The organism is Furfurilactobacillus milii, assembly GCF_021654115.1.
GTDB lineage: Bacteria > Bacillota > Bacilli > Lactobacillales > Lactobacillaceae > Furfurilactobacillus > Furfurilactobacillus milii.
In genome coordinates, this window is record NZ_JAIWJF010000001.1 from 26,379 (window position 1) to 42,641 (window position 16,263).

A 16,263-nucleotide genomic window follows, 5' to 3' on the forward strand; every position below is an offset into this window, starting at 1 on the left:
TGCCACTACTTCTTTTTAAACATGCGCCAGTAAACTTGACGACCAACAATATAAAATGCGAGTAAGACGATTAACGACACAATCATGAAGAAGAACAGGAAGACACCATCTACGCTAAAGAATGTGTTTAGCGCCCCTGTCGGCGTAACTGGTGTTGGCTTAGTCTGCTTTGGCGGATTGTACGTTGGTACCACCGTTAACTGCCCGTTTAAGTAATAATTGCCATTACGATAGTGTGCCCGCTGGTTGGCGACCGTCGTGGTGCCACTAAACTTGCCAGCGCTTGGATCCAACCAACTAACCTTAGCAGCACTCACGCGTTTGACTAGCCCCGTCAAGTCCTTTTGACTGTCGGGCATTGTCATGGTAATTGCTGTTGGCGATGAAAATGAGAGGTTTGTTTGAGCCAAATTGGTACCGTTGTGGACAGTCTCTAATGACTGTTCTTTGAGTCCATAAAATGTCCGTTTGTATACACCGGCAGTGTTATCTGCGTCGGCATTTTTAGTTTCAGAAGGGTTGCCCGTTAAAATGACATTATTGCTATATGACAACGCTGCTGGCCGATAAACCAAGTCTTGATTCCAGTAATTAGGAACGCTCATCCCAACCGGAAACACCTGCCGGGCAATAAACCGCCGGATCTGCGTTTGCATCAACTGTGTCAGTTCCGACTGAGTACTGGCCTTGGGATAATATACAACGGGCGTTCGCAGAAAGATGACGCCGCCATGGTTTTCAACCCACTGCAGCTCACTCGTAAACCGTTTGTATGCCGGCAAATCGGTATTAACGGAAATACTGGTTGTACTGATGGCAAACGGAATCCCGTTATTCTCTAAATCCGTAGCCAACTTATGCAACAAGTCCATGTTCGTAAATGGCGTCACGTCTGTAATCGTCAGTAATGGCGCATAAGTTGACGTGTGACCAAAGAAACGGGCAATTAACCGACTGGCAACAACGAAACTCAGGCCATTTGGTGTCAGATAAGGTAGGTACGCGCTGTTTCCATTGATGACGCCGTATGGTACTTTTTGGGCATTTTGACTTTGCGGCACTAAGGTCCCAAACGTCGTCACTGTCGCTGGTGTCTGTGCCGTCACGGCCAAAGACTCACTGAAAGATAATAATTGCCGCGCTGATGATGTGTGGTCGCTTAACCAATATTGCTGATGATAGCGTGGACGCAACTTCAAACCGAGCGATTGTTGCTCATCTGTAGCCATTGACGGTCCAATGTGGAGTTTTAAACCCGTAAACGCCGCCCGATCATGAGCAAAGTGACTCATTGTCAACTTAGCCTGTGACCAATTCACCATCGTGATAACCGCTTTAAAATGCAGTCGTTTGATATCACCAGCATGATACTGATCGATGCGAATCGTATGAACTTCTAGGTTCAACGACGTCAGCAATCGCTGCACCGCATCAATTTTTGTTTGGTCACTCTTGGCGCGATTTTCGCTATCGTAAGCGAGTAATACACGGGGCGCATGGCTGACTTGGCTGGCAGAAACTGTCACCGGTACTGACGATAGCAGTCCCAAAAATGTCAGGGTTAGTAGCAAAATGGCACCAAAACGTTTCTTCATCGCTGCCCACCCCGCATTTCAAATACATGCCAGAGGCGGTGATTCAACAAATCAGAGACGAGCAATGCTAGCGACAAATCCGTGCACAACGGCACCATAAACAGATGCTTCGCCAAATCCGCGTCTCCGTCACCAATCACAGATGCGATAAAGGTCATGAAAATAATGGCCATGTTCGCAATGATGAGTGCCAGTCGAACAACCATTTCCGGATCACCATCACGAATACCGTGATAGGCGCCAAACGCGTACACGCCGATAAAAGCGAAGGCAATTAACACATAAAAAGCGAACGTTCGTGGGAAAAATGCACCCATGATGGTGGAAAATCCCGTAAAATAATGTGTTTGCGCATATTTTGGCTGACCGGCCGCCTTGGTTTAATCACTAACTGCCTTAACCTGCGTCAACTGGCCATCCTTAGCAGCCAAATTCAGCAATGCACCAAATTCTGACGGATGGGTCAGTTCATACTTCAAAATCCACATGAAGCTGAACTTATCCGTAAAGTGCTTTTGCATGTACTTGCCATTAACGTCAATCGGCGAATAACGATCAAAGTACGTTTGCCCTCGGGTCAACGCAAACTGACTGTCAATGCCACCCTGCATCAGTGCTTTTTCAGGATCCTTGGCCTTTAACAACACACCACGAGTCATCGATTGATATTCGTTAATGTTATTAAACGTCTTTGTGATCAGTGCATAGGTTGCTACCCCAGACGCTAAAATCAGCACAGTGCCTAAAATGACGTACAATTTCTCGGCACGTTTATGAAACACAAACAACAAACTTAGCATCGTCAGTGCAAAGCCTAGTGCCAGCGGTGCATTTTGCTGTTTGTTTGTAATCAGGACCACCGTGCTGATAAAAAAGAGCAAGACCATCGGCCAGCGTCGTTTGAAACGGTGACGTGCCAATAACAGAATCGAAGAAAACGAATAGAGCATGGCAACAAACATTCCTGGTTCTGCGAAGAAAGAATTAAAGTACAGTGTGTACGACGAATCGGCAAAAACAAACACGACCATTAACGCAATAATGTAGTTCCGCCACCGTTTCGAAGGAAATGTTAACGCCTCGGTCAAAAGGTAGATGCCGCCTAGAAACAGCACGTAATAAATCAGTCCCATAAACCGAATGTCAAACACTTTGGTACTATAGGCCAACATGTTTAAGCCAATCGCCGCCTTGATAAATAACGGCTGTGACGAAAATAGCGCCGCTGATGATTCGTTAAAATATTGCATAATGCCATATTTTTGAACCATGTATGTAAAAAAGTAATATGGTTTACCAGTTAATCGATAGAGACCGTTGACGTAGATGGCACGATCAAAATCGCCATTGTTAGCGTAGCCGTTAACCGGTGGAATGAATAACAGGTACGCCACGATCAGCGCTGACAAGATTACCGCCAACGCCGCTGGTGAAACATGCGACCGAAACCACAACAAGCTCCGTGTCAGGCCATGCCGCAAATGCGCGCCCATTCAATCACTCCTTTCTCTCAACCACCACATTACTAGTGGGTGACACCATCCATCGCCACCAGTGCCGTTAAATTATTAAATGAATATGCCGTATTGGTACTTTCATCCCCGAATCCACCAGCCAGTGGTGATGCAGCATTTTTGACCTGCATCGCCAACAATTGTTGCTGACCGGCGGCTTGAAGTGCCTTTTGACCGCTTGCGTTACCAATCATCATGACTAATGCGTAATTGGCAGCAGACTGATCAGTTGTTAACGCGTGACCATGCTGGTCATACTGGTTAACCAGCGTCTTATGCTTTGTTTGCTGTAACAGCCACCGTTCACTAGATGGTTTCAAACGACCAATTTGAGCGACGTGCAGTAACGTCACTAAGCCTTCTGTGGTGTTAATATTACCAGTCGTATATTTGCGTGTGTGATAATTGTACCTTCGTGCGTAAAATGGCATCTTGCGGCTAATAAAACCGCCTTGAACCAAACGCAACTGCTTTTGATAGGTTTTAGTGTTGCCTTCTAACTGACGCAACGTCAAAAAATCAAAGTATGACAGCGTACCGGTTTGGGGGCGCTTTTTAGACTGCGGATCGTAAAAGTCTGCAACATGTCCTTGTTTCAAGGCCTGTTTTTGCTGATGATGCCACAGTGACTTAATTTCACGCTGATAATGCTTCGTTTTAAAGGTTTTATCATACTGGATCAAGGCACCGATAATTCGCAGATCATCAAGCGTTGCGTTCACATTTGAGCGTTTTTTTGTCCGTGGATTATACCGATAGCTAAACTGGTTATGCGCGTAAAAGGTCGTTTTCGTTTGCTGATAAAACTTAGTAAATGCTTCTCGCTGATTCGTGAGCGCAAGGTGTTGCAGATACAAGCCGGCAGATTCACTCAATAGTTCATTGCCACTAGCAGTGTCGCCACCTGCACTAACCTGATCATTCACATTGGTTTTAACACCCTGCTTGGTAACCAGCTTGATTGTCACAAACTTGGTCAGTGCTTGATGGGCAGATTCCAGCGATTGTGCATCGGTATCCGCTTGCACGTTTAGCAGTGGGCCACTAACCATCAGTAAAACAAATAAACTAACAAGGATTAGATACCGTCGCCATTGAGTCATATTTCTGATGCCGCCTGATCACTATTCTTTGGTTCTTTCCGGCCACGTTGTTGTTCCTGCGCCACGGCAATTTGAGCCACTTGATTCAAATAATTGAACGGTTCATCGTAATTTGGCTGAAATAACATGTCAACAAATGCTAAATCATCAATCGTATTCTTATTCTGAATGCAAACAGACAACGTGTTCGCGGACTGAGCAACTTCATGTTCGCACAACAACTGACCACCCAGAATTCGCCGTGAATCCCGATCATAAACTAACGCAATGGTCAGTTTGGCCGTTGATGGCATGTAAGCGGGACGGTAGTTGCCTTCATACGTTGCTGTTGCTGCGTCAATTCCCTGCTTTTGTGCGTGAGCGAGCGTGCTCCCCGTCGTTGCCAAAGTACTGCCAAAGATTTCCATCGCCGACGTCGACTGGGTGCCCATGTATTTCAAAGTTGGCGTCAGCAAGTTCAGGCCAACCAACGTGCCTTGGCGAACAGCCGTGGACGCCAAGGGTGCATAAAGATTTTCGTTTGTCGGGTTAAAGTGAACCGCACAGGCATCCCCGGCTGCAAAGATATGGGGATCGGAGCTCTGCATGTAATCGTCAGTTAAGATGGCGCCATTTGGTAACATGTCAACCTGACCACTCAGCAATCCTGTATTAGGCACAAACCCGGTCGCCACAATTGCTAAATCAGTGGGATAATGACCGCTTTCCGTTTCCACAAGAATACCGTCACCCGCTGGGTCTGCGCTAAAGCCGGTCACACGTTCATGCAGATGCACGTCGACATCATGGTCAACCAGCCGTTGCGTAATATTTTCAGATAACATTTGGTCGACAGAGTGAACCAAAATTTGTTTATGATTCTGAAACAGACTAACCACATGTTCTGTGCTAGCATAGCTTTCCGCCAACTCCACACCAACGTAACCTGCGCCAACAATGGTAATGTGCTTATTTTCCTCAGCCGTTTTATAAATCTGTTTGGCCTGATCGTAATCTTTACACAACAACACGCGGCGTGAGTCAATTCCCTTCAGAGGCGGAACAATCACTGTTGATCCAGTCGTCATCACTAGACGATCATAATGAACCGTTTCAACATCCTTATTGATAAGATCTTCGACGACCACCGTTTGTCGTTTAGCATCAATCTTTAACACATCATGCTTTACATGAACGTGTGCACCTAGTTTACGCAGAGCCTCAGGGCTTGAATAAAACATGTCCTCCAACCGTTGCACACGGCCGTCCAAATATAATGAAATCCCACATGACAGGAAAGAAATATTGTCATGCCGTTCATAAACCTCAACGTCTAAATCCGGATTAGTCACTAACATCTGACTAATCGCAGCGGTACCTGCATGTGTACAACCAACAACAATAACTTTCATGAAAGTTCATCCCCAAATTTTTAATTAGTAACTTATGACTCTCATAAAGAAAATTACGGTAATACGGCTATCATAATCGGCTTACCTTAAAATTAACTTTATAAAATGTTTTATAGCTCGTTTTTTAAGTCGCAAAAACATCGACGAGCTTGATTAAATCAACGATTCTTAACGCTTGACCACAGTTAACCAGCAACTGTACCATAGGTCAAGTAGTTCACCATAATTAAACTCAAGTTTGTCTTTTCATCATTAACTTGAGCGCTAATATGTAGGTCTTACAGGTCGCCTTCGGTTGTCAACACGGAAACACCGGCGTGGGAGCGGTTCAAGCCTCCACAACCCAGAGTCTTTCACCTCGTCGCCAAGCCTCAAAACCCGAGTCTTCGCGACCGTCCCCGTGCTGTATATCAGGAAAACCACCTGATTACAGCACCCTTCACGCCTTAGTTTCCTTGTTGACGCCCTTCGGCTTACATTACAGACTCAGGCTACACCTACCGCTAGTTAGAAACGGGTTTGTTAAAAGGTAACAGCTTATTTATACGGTAATATGAGTGGAGGCGACCAGAGACAGAGTTCCGTGTCGACAGCACTTAATGGAGCGGGTTTGGCCATTTAGTGCTGTGGGACGAGTTCTGAGACGAACTTTGGCTCAGAATCGAGGTGGAAGACTCCGGTTTTCAGGAGGCTGAGACAGGTCCTCATGGAACGGCGTCTCTGGTCGACGCAACGACAGTGATGTCACAAACAAGAACTGTAAGTTCGACCAAATAAAATACAAAGGATGGATGAGCATGTTTCGTTTCTTTATACAACCTCAATTGAACATCGCCACCAATTCGATTATTGGTTATGAAATGCTCTTAAAAGAACACACGCCAGACGGTTGGCGGGTCCCAACATCTTTTGACAGCATTACACCTCAAAACTGGACAGAATTATTTGTGGCCTCGACTAAACTCTTGTCGCTAAAGATTCATTCCGTGTCCGTCAATCTAGATCGCCGTCAGCTGATGAATGACGACATTGCCAAATCAGTTATTGATGCCCAGGAACGTATGCGGCCAATGCGGGTCGTCGTTGAACTAACTGAACGGGTTGGTAAGGTGCCTTTCACAAACGCCGAGTTGATTCCCCAAATTCAGCAATTTACCAATCGAGGCATGGATTTTAGCCTAGATGACGTTGATAGTGGCGACAATCACTACAACAATATTAAAGACCTCCTACCTTATGCCGATGAAATTAAGTTTGCTCTGCAAAACTTCAAGCAGGGACTAATGTCGCCCAATATTCGGCAAGAATTAGACACTTGGCTTGGCATTACCCATCAGTATAATCAACGTCTAGTATTGGAAGGCATTGAGGACGAAGTTGGCGACGACATCGCCAACGAAATGGGCATTAACATTCGCCAAGGTTATTATTACGGCAAACCACATTTATTAGCTTTAGGTCAGGATAAATCATTCGCCTAGTTTTGTTAATGCGGCGATCAAATCCGCTGATCTAACAAAACACAACGCACCTATGTGTATTACTTTAAAAAATAAAACGTTTTTTTACAAAAATTTAGGCTGATAGCGGTCTAATTCGCATGAATATTTAAAAAAATCGCCTTCCTTAAAATTTTAAGGAAGGCGATTTTTTGGAACCGTAATATCATTGCTTTACGACAAAGATGTAAATGTCAGCAGGTGACAGTCCAATCGTGAACTTAACACCCTTAGAATAGATTGGATCAATGGAACTGGAACCACTCTTAACGCTCTTTGTTTCCTTACCGAATTGTTTCATCACACTCTTAGAATCCGCACCGACACCGTTTGTTAAAAGCGCGAAGCTCGTGCCAAACTGCTTTTGGGTAGCCTTTTGCTTAAATGACTTGGTCGGTACGATCATCGTTGCGCCGAGGACTTGACCGTTCTGAACGTTCATTCGAATGCGGTAGTCTTTGGTTGAGACAACGTCACTAACGCCATTTGCAGGTGTTTTAACGGGTAACAATTGACCTTTGGCCTGTTGTTTGGCCGTGGTCATTGCTGCCTGAACATCCCTTTGTAAAGCGCCAACTTGAGCAGCAGCTTCTGGCGTTGGTTGTTTCTTCAAACTTGCCGCAGCCTTTTGTAGTGCCATTGCTTTGCCTTGATCAGCTTTGCTTAATTTAGAACCCGTTAGTGCTTGATTGAACGATTTTTGCAAGGATTGGTAATCAGTCAATGACTTGGCTGCTGAGACATGGATCGTCTTGCGCGAACCATTAGCGGCCAACTTAACTGACTGGCGTTTTGTCGTTGTGGGCACCTGAATAACAAACGTCCCATTATGCACAGCTAATGATTCTTTTGTGTGGCCGTCGACTTGATAGGTCACCTTACTAGCGTTGGTGTGTCCTTTCACCGCGGCAACCATACCATCCTGATGGTACGTTTCATGCGTGGTTGTCAATGATGCGCGCCCACAACCAGCCAAGGCGAGGACGGAAGCCGCAGCAACAACGCCTAATATTGTCTTTCGTTGCATTACGATTCCTCCCCTTCACTCATGCTGATGTTGCCGGCAAACTGACTATTGTAGAGGTCAGCGTAAAATCCATTAGCTGCCATCAACGCATCATGGTTACCTGTTTCAACAACAGAACCGTGGTTCATAACAATGATGTTGTCGGCGTTTCTAATTGTCGATAACCGGTGCGCAACAACGAAACTCGTTCGATTTTGAAGTAACTGTTCCATGGCGTGCTGAATTTGAACTTCAGTCCGCGTATCAACGGAACTCGTCGCTTCATCAAGAATCAGAATTTCGGGATCCGCCACAAATGCCCGGGCAATCGTTAATAACTGACGTTGTCCCTGAGAAATGTTCGACGCTTCCTCATTCAATACCGTTTTGTACCCTTCTGGTAACTTACGGACAAATTCATCGACGTGAGCGGCCTTAGAGGCAGCCATAATCTCGTCGTCCGTGGCGTTTTCACGCCCGTATTTCAAGTTATCCCAAATTGTGCCAGTAAACAGCCAAGTATCTTGAAGCACCATCGCAAAGTGTGAGCGCAAGTCTTCACGTTGAAGGTCACGGGTATCCGTACCGTTCAAGCGAATCGAACCACCCTTAACGTCATAAAAGCGTTCCAATAGGTTAATGATGGTCGTCTTCCCAGCACCGGTTGGCCCAACAATGGCGACCTGTTGGCCCTTCTTAACAGCTAAGTTGTAATCAGTCATCAACAGTTCGTCATCGTAACCAAACTGTACGTGATCCAGAGTCAGCAAGTTTGGATCATCAGGCTGTGCAGGTAAGTTTGACTGTGTTTGCTTCATTTCTTCTTCATCAAGCACGTCGAAGACCCGTTCAGCTGAGGCAATCGTTGACTGAATCGTGTTCAGTAAGTTTGCCAACTGCGAAATTGGTTGTGAGAATTGCTGCGTGTATTGAAGGAAGGCCTGTACGTTACCAAGGGTGACATTCCCATTAGCAACTTGAATCCCACCAACAATCGCCACAAAGACGTAACCAATGTTGTTCAAGAACATCATCAGCGGCATGATAATTCCCGAAATGAACTGCGCCTTCCAAGCCGCTTTATAATACGTTTCGTTCTGCGTTTCAAAGTCCTTGATGGCATCGTCTTCCTTATTGAAGCTCTTAACCACCTCATGCCGTGAATAGTTTTCTTCAACTTGGTTATTGATCAACCCAAGGCTTTTTTGCTGTTGACCAAAGTAGCGTTGTGACTTTGGTGCCACAACACCAACGACGATCAAGCTGAGTGGAATGGTTACCAACGCGATCAGCGTTAATTGCCAACTAATTGTTAACATCATCCACAAGGTGCCGACAAACGTGACCAAACTGGTAATCGCTTGTGTCAGACTCTGTTGCAGCGTGCTGGCGATATTATCCATATCGTTGACCGCACGACTCATAATGTCCCCGTTGTTATGCGTGTCGTAATACTTGATTGGCACTAACCGCATCTTGCCTTTAAACTCACGCCGTAATTTGTACACAGTCCGCTGAGAGATCCGCGTCATAATGTACTGTTGCAGGAAGTTGAACAAGGCAGAAGCCAAATACATAATCAACACAACAACGATAATATTGAAGACTTTTTCGAAGTTGATTGGATAGTGACTCATGGCGATGCCGGCCTTTTGATGCGCGACACCTGTCATAATTCCTTTGTAGATTTCAGTTGTTGCTTGACCCAAAATCTTTGGTGTTCGAATTTGGAACACAACCGCCGTGATGGCGAAAACGAGTACCATAATCATGCCAAACCAACGATCTGACATGTATTTCATTAATCGAATAAACGTGCCGAAGAAGTTGTTAGGCTTTTCAACTAAACCAGGGCCTGATCCGGGACCGTGTCCGTGACCGCCAGTTGGTCGTGGTGTCTGTGTTTTCTTTGCATTATCACTCATTACAGACCCGCCTCCCCTTCACGTAACTGAGACCGCATAATTTCTTGATAAACTTTGTTGGACTGTCGCAATTCTTCATGTGTGCCCTTGCCGACTAGCTTCCCGTTATCAAGCACTAGAATCAGATCCGCATCAGCCACCGTGGCAATCCGTTGCGCGACAATCACAACAATACTCTGTTGAATTCGTTTGTCCTGCCGCAGTTGACCACGCAATTTGGCATCGGTCTTAAAGTCCAAAGCGGAGAAGGAATCGTCAAATACATACGTACTGGCATCTTTCACCAACGCACGGGCAATGGCTAACCGTTGACGTTGACCACCAGAGAAGTTTGCACCACCCTGTTCAACATGGGCGTCCAAGCCGCCTTCTTCTTTAACGAAGTCGGTTGATTGGGCGATATCTAACGCTTGCCAGATTTCGTCATCTGTCGCGTCTTCTTTACCAAACTTCATGTTGTCACGGATAGTACCAGTAAACAATGTTGCCTTTTGTGGCACCATCGCGACTTCACCATGAAGTGTCTTAACGTCCTGTTGACGAACATCAATACCGTTCACATTGACGCTCCCCTTTTCAACATCAAAGAAACGAGGAATTAGGTTGACCAGCGTTGTTTTACCAGAACCGGTACCACCGATGATGGCCACCGTCTGGCCAGCCTTGGCACTAAAATCAATGCCACTTAAAGCGGGCTGTTCGGCGTGGCGGTAACGGAATTCAACGTTATCAAACGCCAGTCGTTTGGCTTCACCAGCAGCTGGAGTAGTAGGTTGCTCTGGATTCTTAATGCTGGCATCCAGTGATAGTACTTCCTGAATCCGCGTTGCCGAAGCGGCCGCACGAGGCAGAAAGGCCATGACCATTGCGAGCATCATGAAACTCATCAAAACTTGCATAGCATACGTCATGAAGGCAATCATGTTCCCGACTTGCATCGCCTGCGAACTGATCAGCTTGCCACCGAACCAAACAATGGCAACGTTTGTCGCGCTCATAATCAGTGTCATCACAGGATAGGCAAACGCCACAATCGTATTAACCTTAATCGAATTGTCCGTGTAATCTCGGTTGGCTGCTTCAAAACGATCCTGTTCAAACTGATCCTGACGGAAGGCCCGAATAACGCGAACACCAGTAAGACCTTCACGAAAAACCAGGTTCAAACGGTCCGTTTTCGTTTGCATGGCACGGAACCGTGGAATCGCCAAGCCCATAATCAAACCAATACAAATCAGTAAGACAGGAATCGACACCACGAAAATCCATGACAACTGGTGGCTCTTGTTATAGGCCAAGAAACTTGCACCAATCAGCATAATCGGTGCCATAATCATCATTCGCAAAGCAATCATGGCAACGTTTTGAATCTGGACCACATCGTTGGTTGTTCGTGTGATCAATGATGAAGTTTCTACCTTATTAAATTCATCATTGGCAAAGTTCATTACTTTGCTATAGATGTCACTCCGCAAGTTTTGACCTAACTTTTGTGAAGAACGCGCTGCTAACAACACGTTCAACACTGCGGCCGCCACTGACAGTAACGAAAAACCGATCATTTCAAAACCGATTTTCCATATGTAACTAATGTCACCCTTTGCCACCCCGTTATTTACAATGTCTGATGTTAAACTGGGCAAGTTTAGGTTGGCTATGACCTGAATAATCATAAAAAATACGGCACCGAGTACCGCCCATAATGAAATTCGGCCCCTAGCTATTTTTAGCATTTGGCACGTTCCTCCTCGTTCGTAAGCAAAGATGTGACGATGATTGACACAAAATAAACCTAGCTATTATACGCCAAAGAAAGGCGTATTCTCTAACTTAATTTACTCAAAATAACTGTAAATTAATTCATTTTTATCAATTGACGTTATATCTGCTATTTTGTCCGTAACAATCTATTTTTCGCACGAAGTAGAGTGAGTATATCACTTACTGTTTCTTATGGAAACTATTTTAAACTGACTTTTTAATAATTCCCAAGTTTAGTCAAACGATAAATTACTGTTTGTGATTAAGTAATTAATAATTTTATTATAGTGCTTGAAATAGTAATTGCAAGCTTTTGTTTGTTAAGCCATGCTTATTTAATCCCGCCAATTACAAAAATCGTTGCATTCGGTATCAAAGAATTGACCGTTTTGCCTTCCCAACTTACGCTGTTACCAAACAGATTCAACCACCGCCCTGGCTGAGTGTGAGGAGGAAGTAACATGAATCAAGAAGAAAAATTGAAGCTACTGTCCGACCTTATTGGCGTACCATCTGTCAATGGTCGCGAACGTGAAGTAGCGCTTATCCTACAATCTTTTCTAAAGAGTCACGGCATTACTGCACATTTAATCGATTATGATACCGACCGTTCAAATTTGATTGCGAGTTACGGCGACAAAAAGACACCAGTACTCGGTTTTTCGGGCCACATGGACGTCGTAACTGCTAATGAAAAGGAATGGCAATCCTTTCCGTTTGCACTAACTGCTGTGGGTGACCATCTCATTGGCCGTGGCACAGCTGACCAGAAAGCGGGCGTTGCAGCACAAGCGATTGCGCTAGCCGAATTAGCCGATGCACACGCCAAACTAAATGGGCAAGTACGACTGCTATTCACGGTTGGCGAAGAAGTTGGTGAATACGGCGCTCAACAACTGACCGAACTTGGCTACGCAGATGATCTGTCCGGATTAGTGATTAGTGAACCCTCTTCCCAGGACGTTTGGTACGCTAATCAGGGGTCAATTGACTACACTGTCGTATCTACTGGTAAGACCTCCCATAGTTCGATGCCTGATTTAGGCGTTAACGCACTGGACAACTTGGTTACCTTTTACAATGCGTTACAACAGGCCTTGCAATCGCACCAAGAAGAAAGCCCCATTTTAGGTAAATTTCACAATAGTGTGACCACTTTCCACGCCGGCGATCAAGTTAACACCATTCCCAACCACGCCGAACTACAAGGTAACGCCCGGACTATCCCAGAGTTCGATAACACTGCGTTTATTGCTCTTATCACTAACGCTGTTAACCGGTTAAACGAATCATCATCGATGAACCTTGGCCTCACCATTAACTTCAACAAGATGCCGGTTGTGAGTGGTAAAGACTCGCCTTTAGTCCATCAAACCGTTGATATTGCTCAAGAAATTACTGGAAAAAATCTGCAGGTAATCGGCATGGTTGGCACAACGGACTCCTCAGAGTTCATCAAGGCCAAAACTCATTTTCCTATCATTGTTTATGGACCGGGAATCACGCAGCAGGCGCATCAGCCAAACGAATTTGTCTCCAAACGTGCCTATTTTCAAAGTATCGATGTGTATCGTGAATTAGCGAAGCGCTTTTTAAATAAAGCGAATGACTAGTGCTTATTAAAAACAAAAAAGCCCGATTATGGGCCAGCTCAATGGTGAGTGGGCTCGTAATCGGACTGCTTTTATTAATTTCAGGATATCCTCAAACACATCGGAACGCATCGCTTACTTGATGCCAACACGTTTGAAAATTTCATCAACATACCGCAAATGACGTTGCACATCAAACACGGCAGTCACTTCGGCCGGCGTCAAATATTGGTTGACAAAAGTACTGGTCATCGCCAGTTGTTGAAATGTTTTATCGGTGGTCATTGCCTTTTGCGCCAATTGTTGCACATGATCATAAGCTGTTTCACGACTGATGTCCTTGTCAATTAAGGCTAGTAGTAATTGTTGACTGAACACCAGGCCACCACTGGATTCAATATTGTGAATCATCCGGTCCTCATTGACGACCAAATTTGTCATGATGCGATTAAAACGGTTCAGCATGTAATCTAACAGCTCAGTCGTGTCCGGTAAAATGATTCGTTCGGCTGAAGAGTGCGAAATATCGCGCTCATGCCACAAAGATACATCTTCAAAAGCCGTAATCATATGCCCACGAATTACCCGAGCCAAACCCGTAATGTTTTCTGAGCCAATTGGATTGTGTTTATGAGGCATCGCTGAAGAACCTTTTTGCCCAACGGAAAACGGCTCAGCAACCTCACCAATTTCCGTCCGCTGTAAACCGCGAATTTCCGTTGCAAAGTTTTCTAAGCTAGTCGCAATGAGTGCCAATACACTCAAATAGTGTGCGTGAAGATCCCGTGGCAACACCTGACTGGTCACTGGCTGTGGTCGTAGTCCGAGTTGATCACAAACATCCTGTTCCACTTGTGGGGGAATATTTGCAAAAGTGCCCACTGCACCACTTAACTCACCCACGGCCATTTCATCAGTCACTGCTTGTAAACGCGTGATATCACGGTTAATTTCATCTACCCACCGTGCTAATTTAACGCCAAACGACATCGGTTCCGCCTGAATGCCGTGTGTACGTCCCATCATTACCGTGTGACGATACCGTTTTGCCTGCTTGATCAATGTGTCTCGTAATGTTTGCAGATCTGTCATCAATAGGGCATTAGCGGCTTTTAACTGCAATGCCTGGGCCGTATCCACAACATCCGTGCTCGTCAGGCCATAATGAACCCACTTCCGTTCATCACCCAGCGATTCGGATAACATGCGTGTGAAGGCCACCACATCATGATGAGTTTCTGCTTCAATTTCCTGCATTCGATCAACGTTTATGACGGCATGCTCACACAAGGCATCAACATCCGCCTGTGGGATCTTACCTAAGTTTGCCCACGCCTGACACGCAGCCACTTCGACCTTTAGCCATTGTTGTAACTTATTTTTCTGTGACCAAATTTGGCCCATTTCCGGTCGCACGTAGCGATCAATCATGCCATTTCCTCAACTTTCATATCAGCTTGCCAAACATCTTTCAAAACCATTGTCTGTTTACGATCTGGTCCAACAGATAATGTCGCTAATGGTAAACCAGTTAATGACATGACGCGTTCCACATACTGGCGTGCATTCTTTGGTAAGTCATCCACCGTTTTACAATTTGTGATATCTTCCGTCCAGCCAGGTAAGGTTTCGTACACTGGTTTGCAACGCAACAAAGCTTCCCGTCCAGCGGGATAACGATCAATTGTTTCGCCATCCAGCTCATAAGCTGTACAAATTTTTAACTCTGGCAAACCGGTCAGAACATCTAAACAGTTTAACGCCAAGTAGTTTAAGCCGGATACACGTTTGGCATGTCGCAAAACGACCGTATCCAGCCAACCAATTCGGCGAGGCCGTTTCGTGACGGTCCCATATTCGTGTCCCACTTCACGGATGTGGTCACCCTTCTCGTCATGTAATTCAGTTGGAAACGGACCATCGCCAACCCGAGACGTATAGGCCTTTGCCGCACCAATAACGGCTGAAATTCTAGTCGGTCCGATGCCACCACCAATAGTGACACCGCCCGCAACTGGATTAGATGAAGTTACATAAGGGTAAGTTCCGTGATCAATATCTAGCATTACTCCTTGAGCACCTTCAAATAGCAAACGTTGACCATTGGCCAGCGCATCATCAAGCACTTTTGATGTATCAGTTACATATTTGGCGAGCCTTTCGGCGTAACCCTGATAAGCCTGTAGTAATGGTTCAAACGCAATCGGTTCCGCACCATATAATTTGGCCAACAACTCATTTTTAGCGATGACATTGCGAGCGAGCAATGTTTTAAAAGTTTCTGGTTCCAATAAATCAGCCACTCGAATGCCAATTCGTGAGGCCTTGTCCATATATGCAGGGCCAATACCCTTATTTGTCGTGCCAATCTTACTGCCCTTTTTACTGGCCTCTTCTAATTGATCTTGCAAAATATGATATGGAAAAATCACGTGAGCACGATCAGAAATTCTTAAGTTATCGGTACTAATGCCGCGTTCATGTAAGTAATCAATTTCAGCTAACAATGTTTTGGGATTCAGCACAACACCGTTGCCAATCAAACATTGTTTATCACTTTCAAAAATTCCTGAAGGCAATAGTTGTAGCTGGTACTTTTCGCCGTTAAAGGTAATGGTGTGTCCCGCATTGTCGCCACCTTGGTAACGTGAAATCACGTCAGCCTGCTGACTGACAAAATCGGTAATCTTTCCTTTGCCCTCATCGCCCCATTGACTCCCAACAATCACTACTGCTGTCATTATGTCACCTCAAATTTTATTTGTCGAACAACAATGAGAACTATAACAGGTAAAGTTCGGATAATCAACTAAAACTGTATAATCTAATTATTAATAATTTTATTGTTCTTGTTTTAGTGAATTTTAATTTGACAGC

10 protein-coding genes and 1 pseudogene are annotated in these 16,263 nt (G+C 45.1%); 2 read left to right on the forward strand and 9 right to left on the reverse strand.

Going from position 1 to position 16,263, the window contains the following annotated elements; all coding sequences use genetic code 11:
* Positions 1-5: 5 nt before the first annotated feature.
* From LDK34_RS00075 to LDK34_RS00095, 4 genes and pseudogenes are all read right to left on the reverse strand, one after another.
* Positions 6-1,595, reverse strand: a complete 1,590-nt coding sequence (locus tag LDK34_RS00075; RefSeq protein ID WP_178943318.1) for a hypothetical protein — start codon at positions 1,593-1,595, stop codon at positions 6-8.
* Positions 1,592-3,088 (reverse strand): annotated as a pseudogene (gene wsfD / locus LDK34_RS00085) (glycan biosynthesis hexose transferase WsfD). The gene LDK34_RS00075 and the pseudogene wsfD overlap by 4 nt, the downstream one beginning before the upstream one ends.
* Before the next feature lie 32 nt (positions 3,089-3,120).
* Positions 3,121-4,212: a glycosyl hydrolase family 8 gene (locus LDK34_RS00090; RefSeq protein ID WP_178943320.1), complete on the reverse strand. Its 1,092-nt coding sequence runs from the start codon at positions 4,210-4,212 to the stop codon at positions 3,121-3,123.
* A complete protein-coding gene (locus tag LDK34_RS00095; protein WP_236941141.1) occupies positions 4,209-5,603 on the reverse strand; it encodes an FAD-dependent oxidoreductase in 1,395 nt (464 codons plus the stop codon). The genes LDK34_RS00090 and LDK34_RS00095 overlap by 4 nt, the downstream gene beginning before the upstream one ends.
* 797 nt (positions 5,604-6,400) lie before the next feature.
* Between LDK34_RS00095 and LDK34_RS00100 the strand changes: the two genes are divergently transcribed.
* Positions 6,401-7,084, forward strand: a complete 684-nt coding sequence (locus tag LDK34_RS00100) for an EAL domain-containing protein (protein WP_017262566.1) — start codon at positions 6,401-6,403, stop codon at positions 7,082-7,084.
* 184 nt (positions 7,085-7,268) lie between these two features.
* Here the strand turns inward: LDK34_RS00100 and LDK34_RS00105 are convergent, their stop codons facing one another.
* The 3 genes from LDK34_RS00105 to LDK34_RS00115 are packed head-to-tail and all read right to left on the reverse strand — an operon-like array spanning position 7,269 to position 11,766.
* Positions 7,269-8,129, reverse strand: coding sequence for a hypothetical protein (locus LDK34_RS00105; RefSeq protein ID WP_178943322.1), 861 nt, complete (start codon positions 8,127-8,129; stop codon positions 7,269-7,271).
* Positions 8,129-10,033 carry an ABC transporter ATP-binding protein gene (locus LDK34_RS00110; protein WP_236941142.1) on the reverse strand — a complete coding sequence of 635 codons (1,905 nt, stop codon included), beginning with the start codon at positions 10,031-10,033 and terminating at the stop codon, positions 8,129-8,131. The genes LDK34_RS00105 and LDK34_RS00110 overlap by 1 nt, the downstream gene beginning before the upstream one ends.
* The gene (locus LDK34_RS00115; protein WP_178943324.1) at positions 10,033-11,766 is read right to left on the reverse strand and encodes an ABC transporter ATP-binding protein; all 1,734 of its coding nucleotides are present in this window, start codon (positions 11,764-11,766) and stop codon (positions 10,033-10,035) included. The genes LDK34_RS00110 and LDK34_RS00115 overlap by 1 nt, the downstream gene beginning before the upstream one ends.
* Positions 11,767-12,255: 489 nt before the next feature.
* Here LDK34_RS00115 and LDK34_RS00120 point away from each other — a divergent pair, with 489 nt between their 5' ends.
* The gene (locus LDK34_RS00120) at positions 12,256-13,407 is read left to right on the forward strand and encodes an ArgE/DapE family deacylase (protein ID WP_178943325.1); all 1,152 of its coding nucleotides are present in this window, start codon (positions 12,256-12,258) and stop codon (positions 13,405-13,407) included.
* Positions 13,408-13,521: 114 nt separating this feature from the next.
* Here the strand turns inward: LDK34_RS00120 and purB are convergent, their stop codons facing one another.
* On the reverse strand, positions 13,522-14,817 hold the full coding sequence (gene purB, locus LDK34_RS00125; RefSeq protein ID WP_178943326.1) for an adenylosuccinate lyase: 1,296 nt from the start codon (positions 14,815-14,817) through the stop codon (positions 13,522-13,524).
* Positions 14,814-16,127, reverse strand: a complete 1,314-nt coding sequence (locus LDK34_RS00130; protein WP_178943327.1) for an adenylosuccinate synthase — start codon at positions 16,125-16,127, stop codon at positions 14,814-14,816. Before LDK34_RS00130 ends, purB begins: the two co-directional genes overlap by 4 nt.
* Positions 16,128-16,263 lie beyond the last annotated feature (136 nt).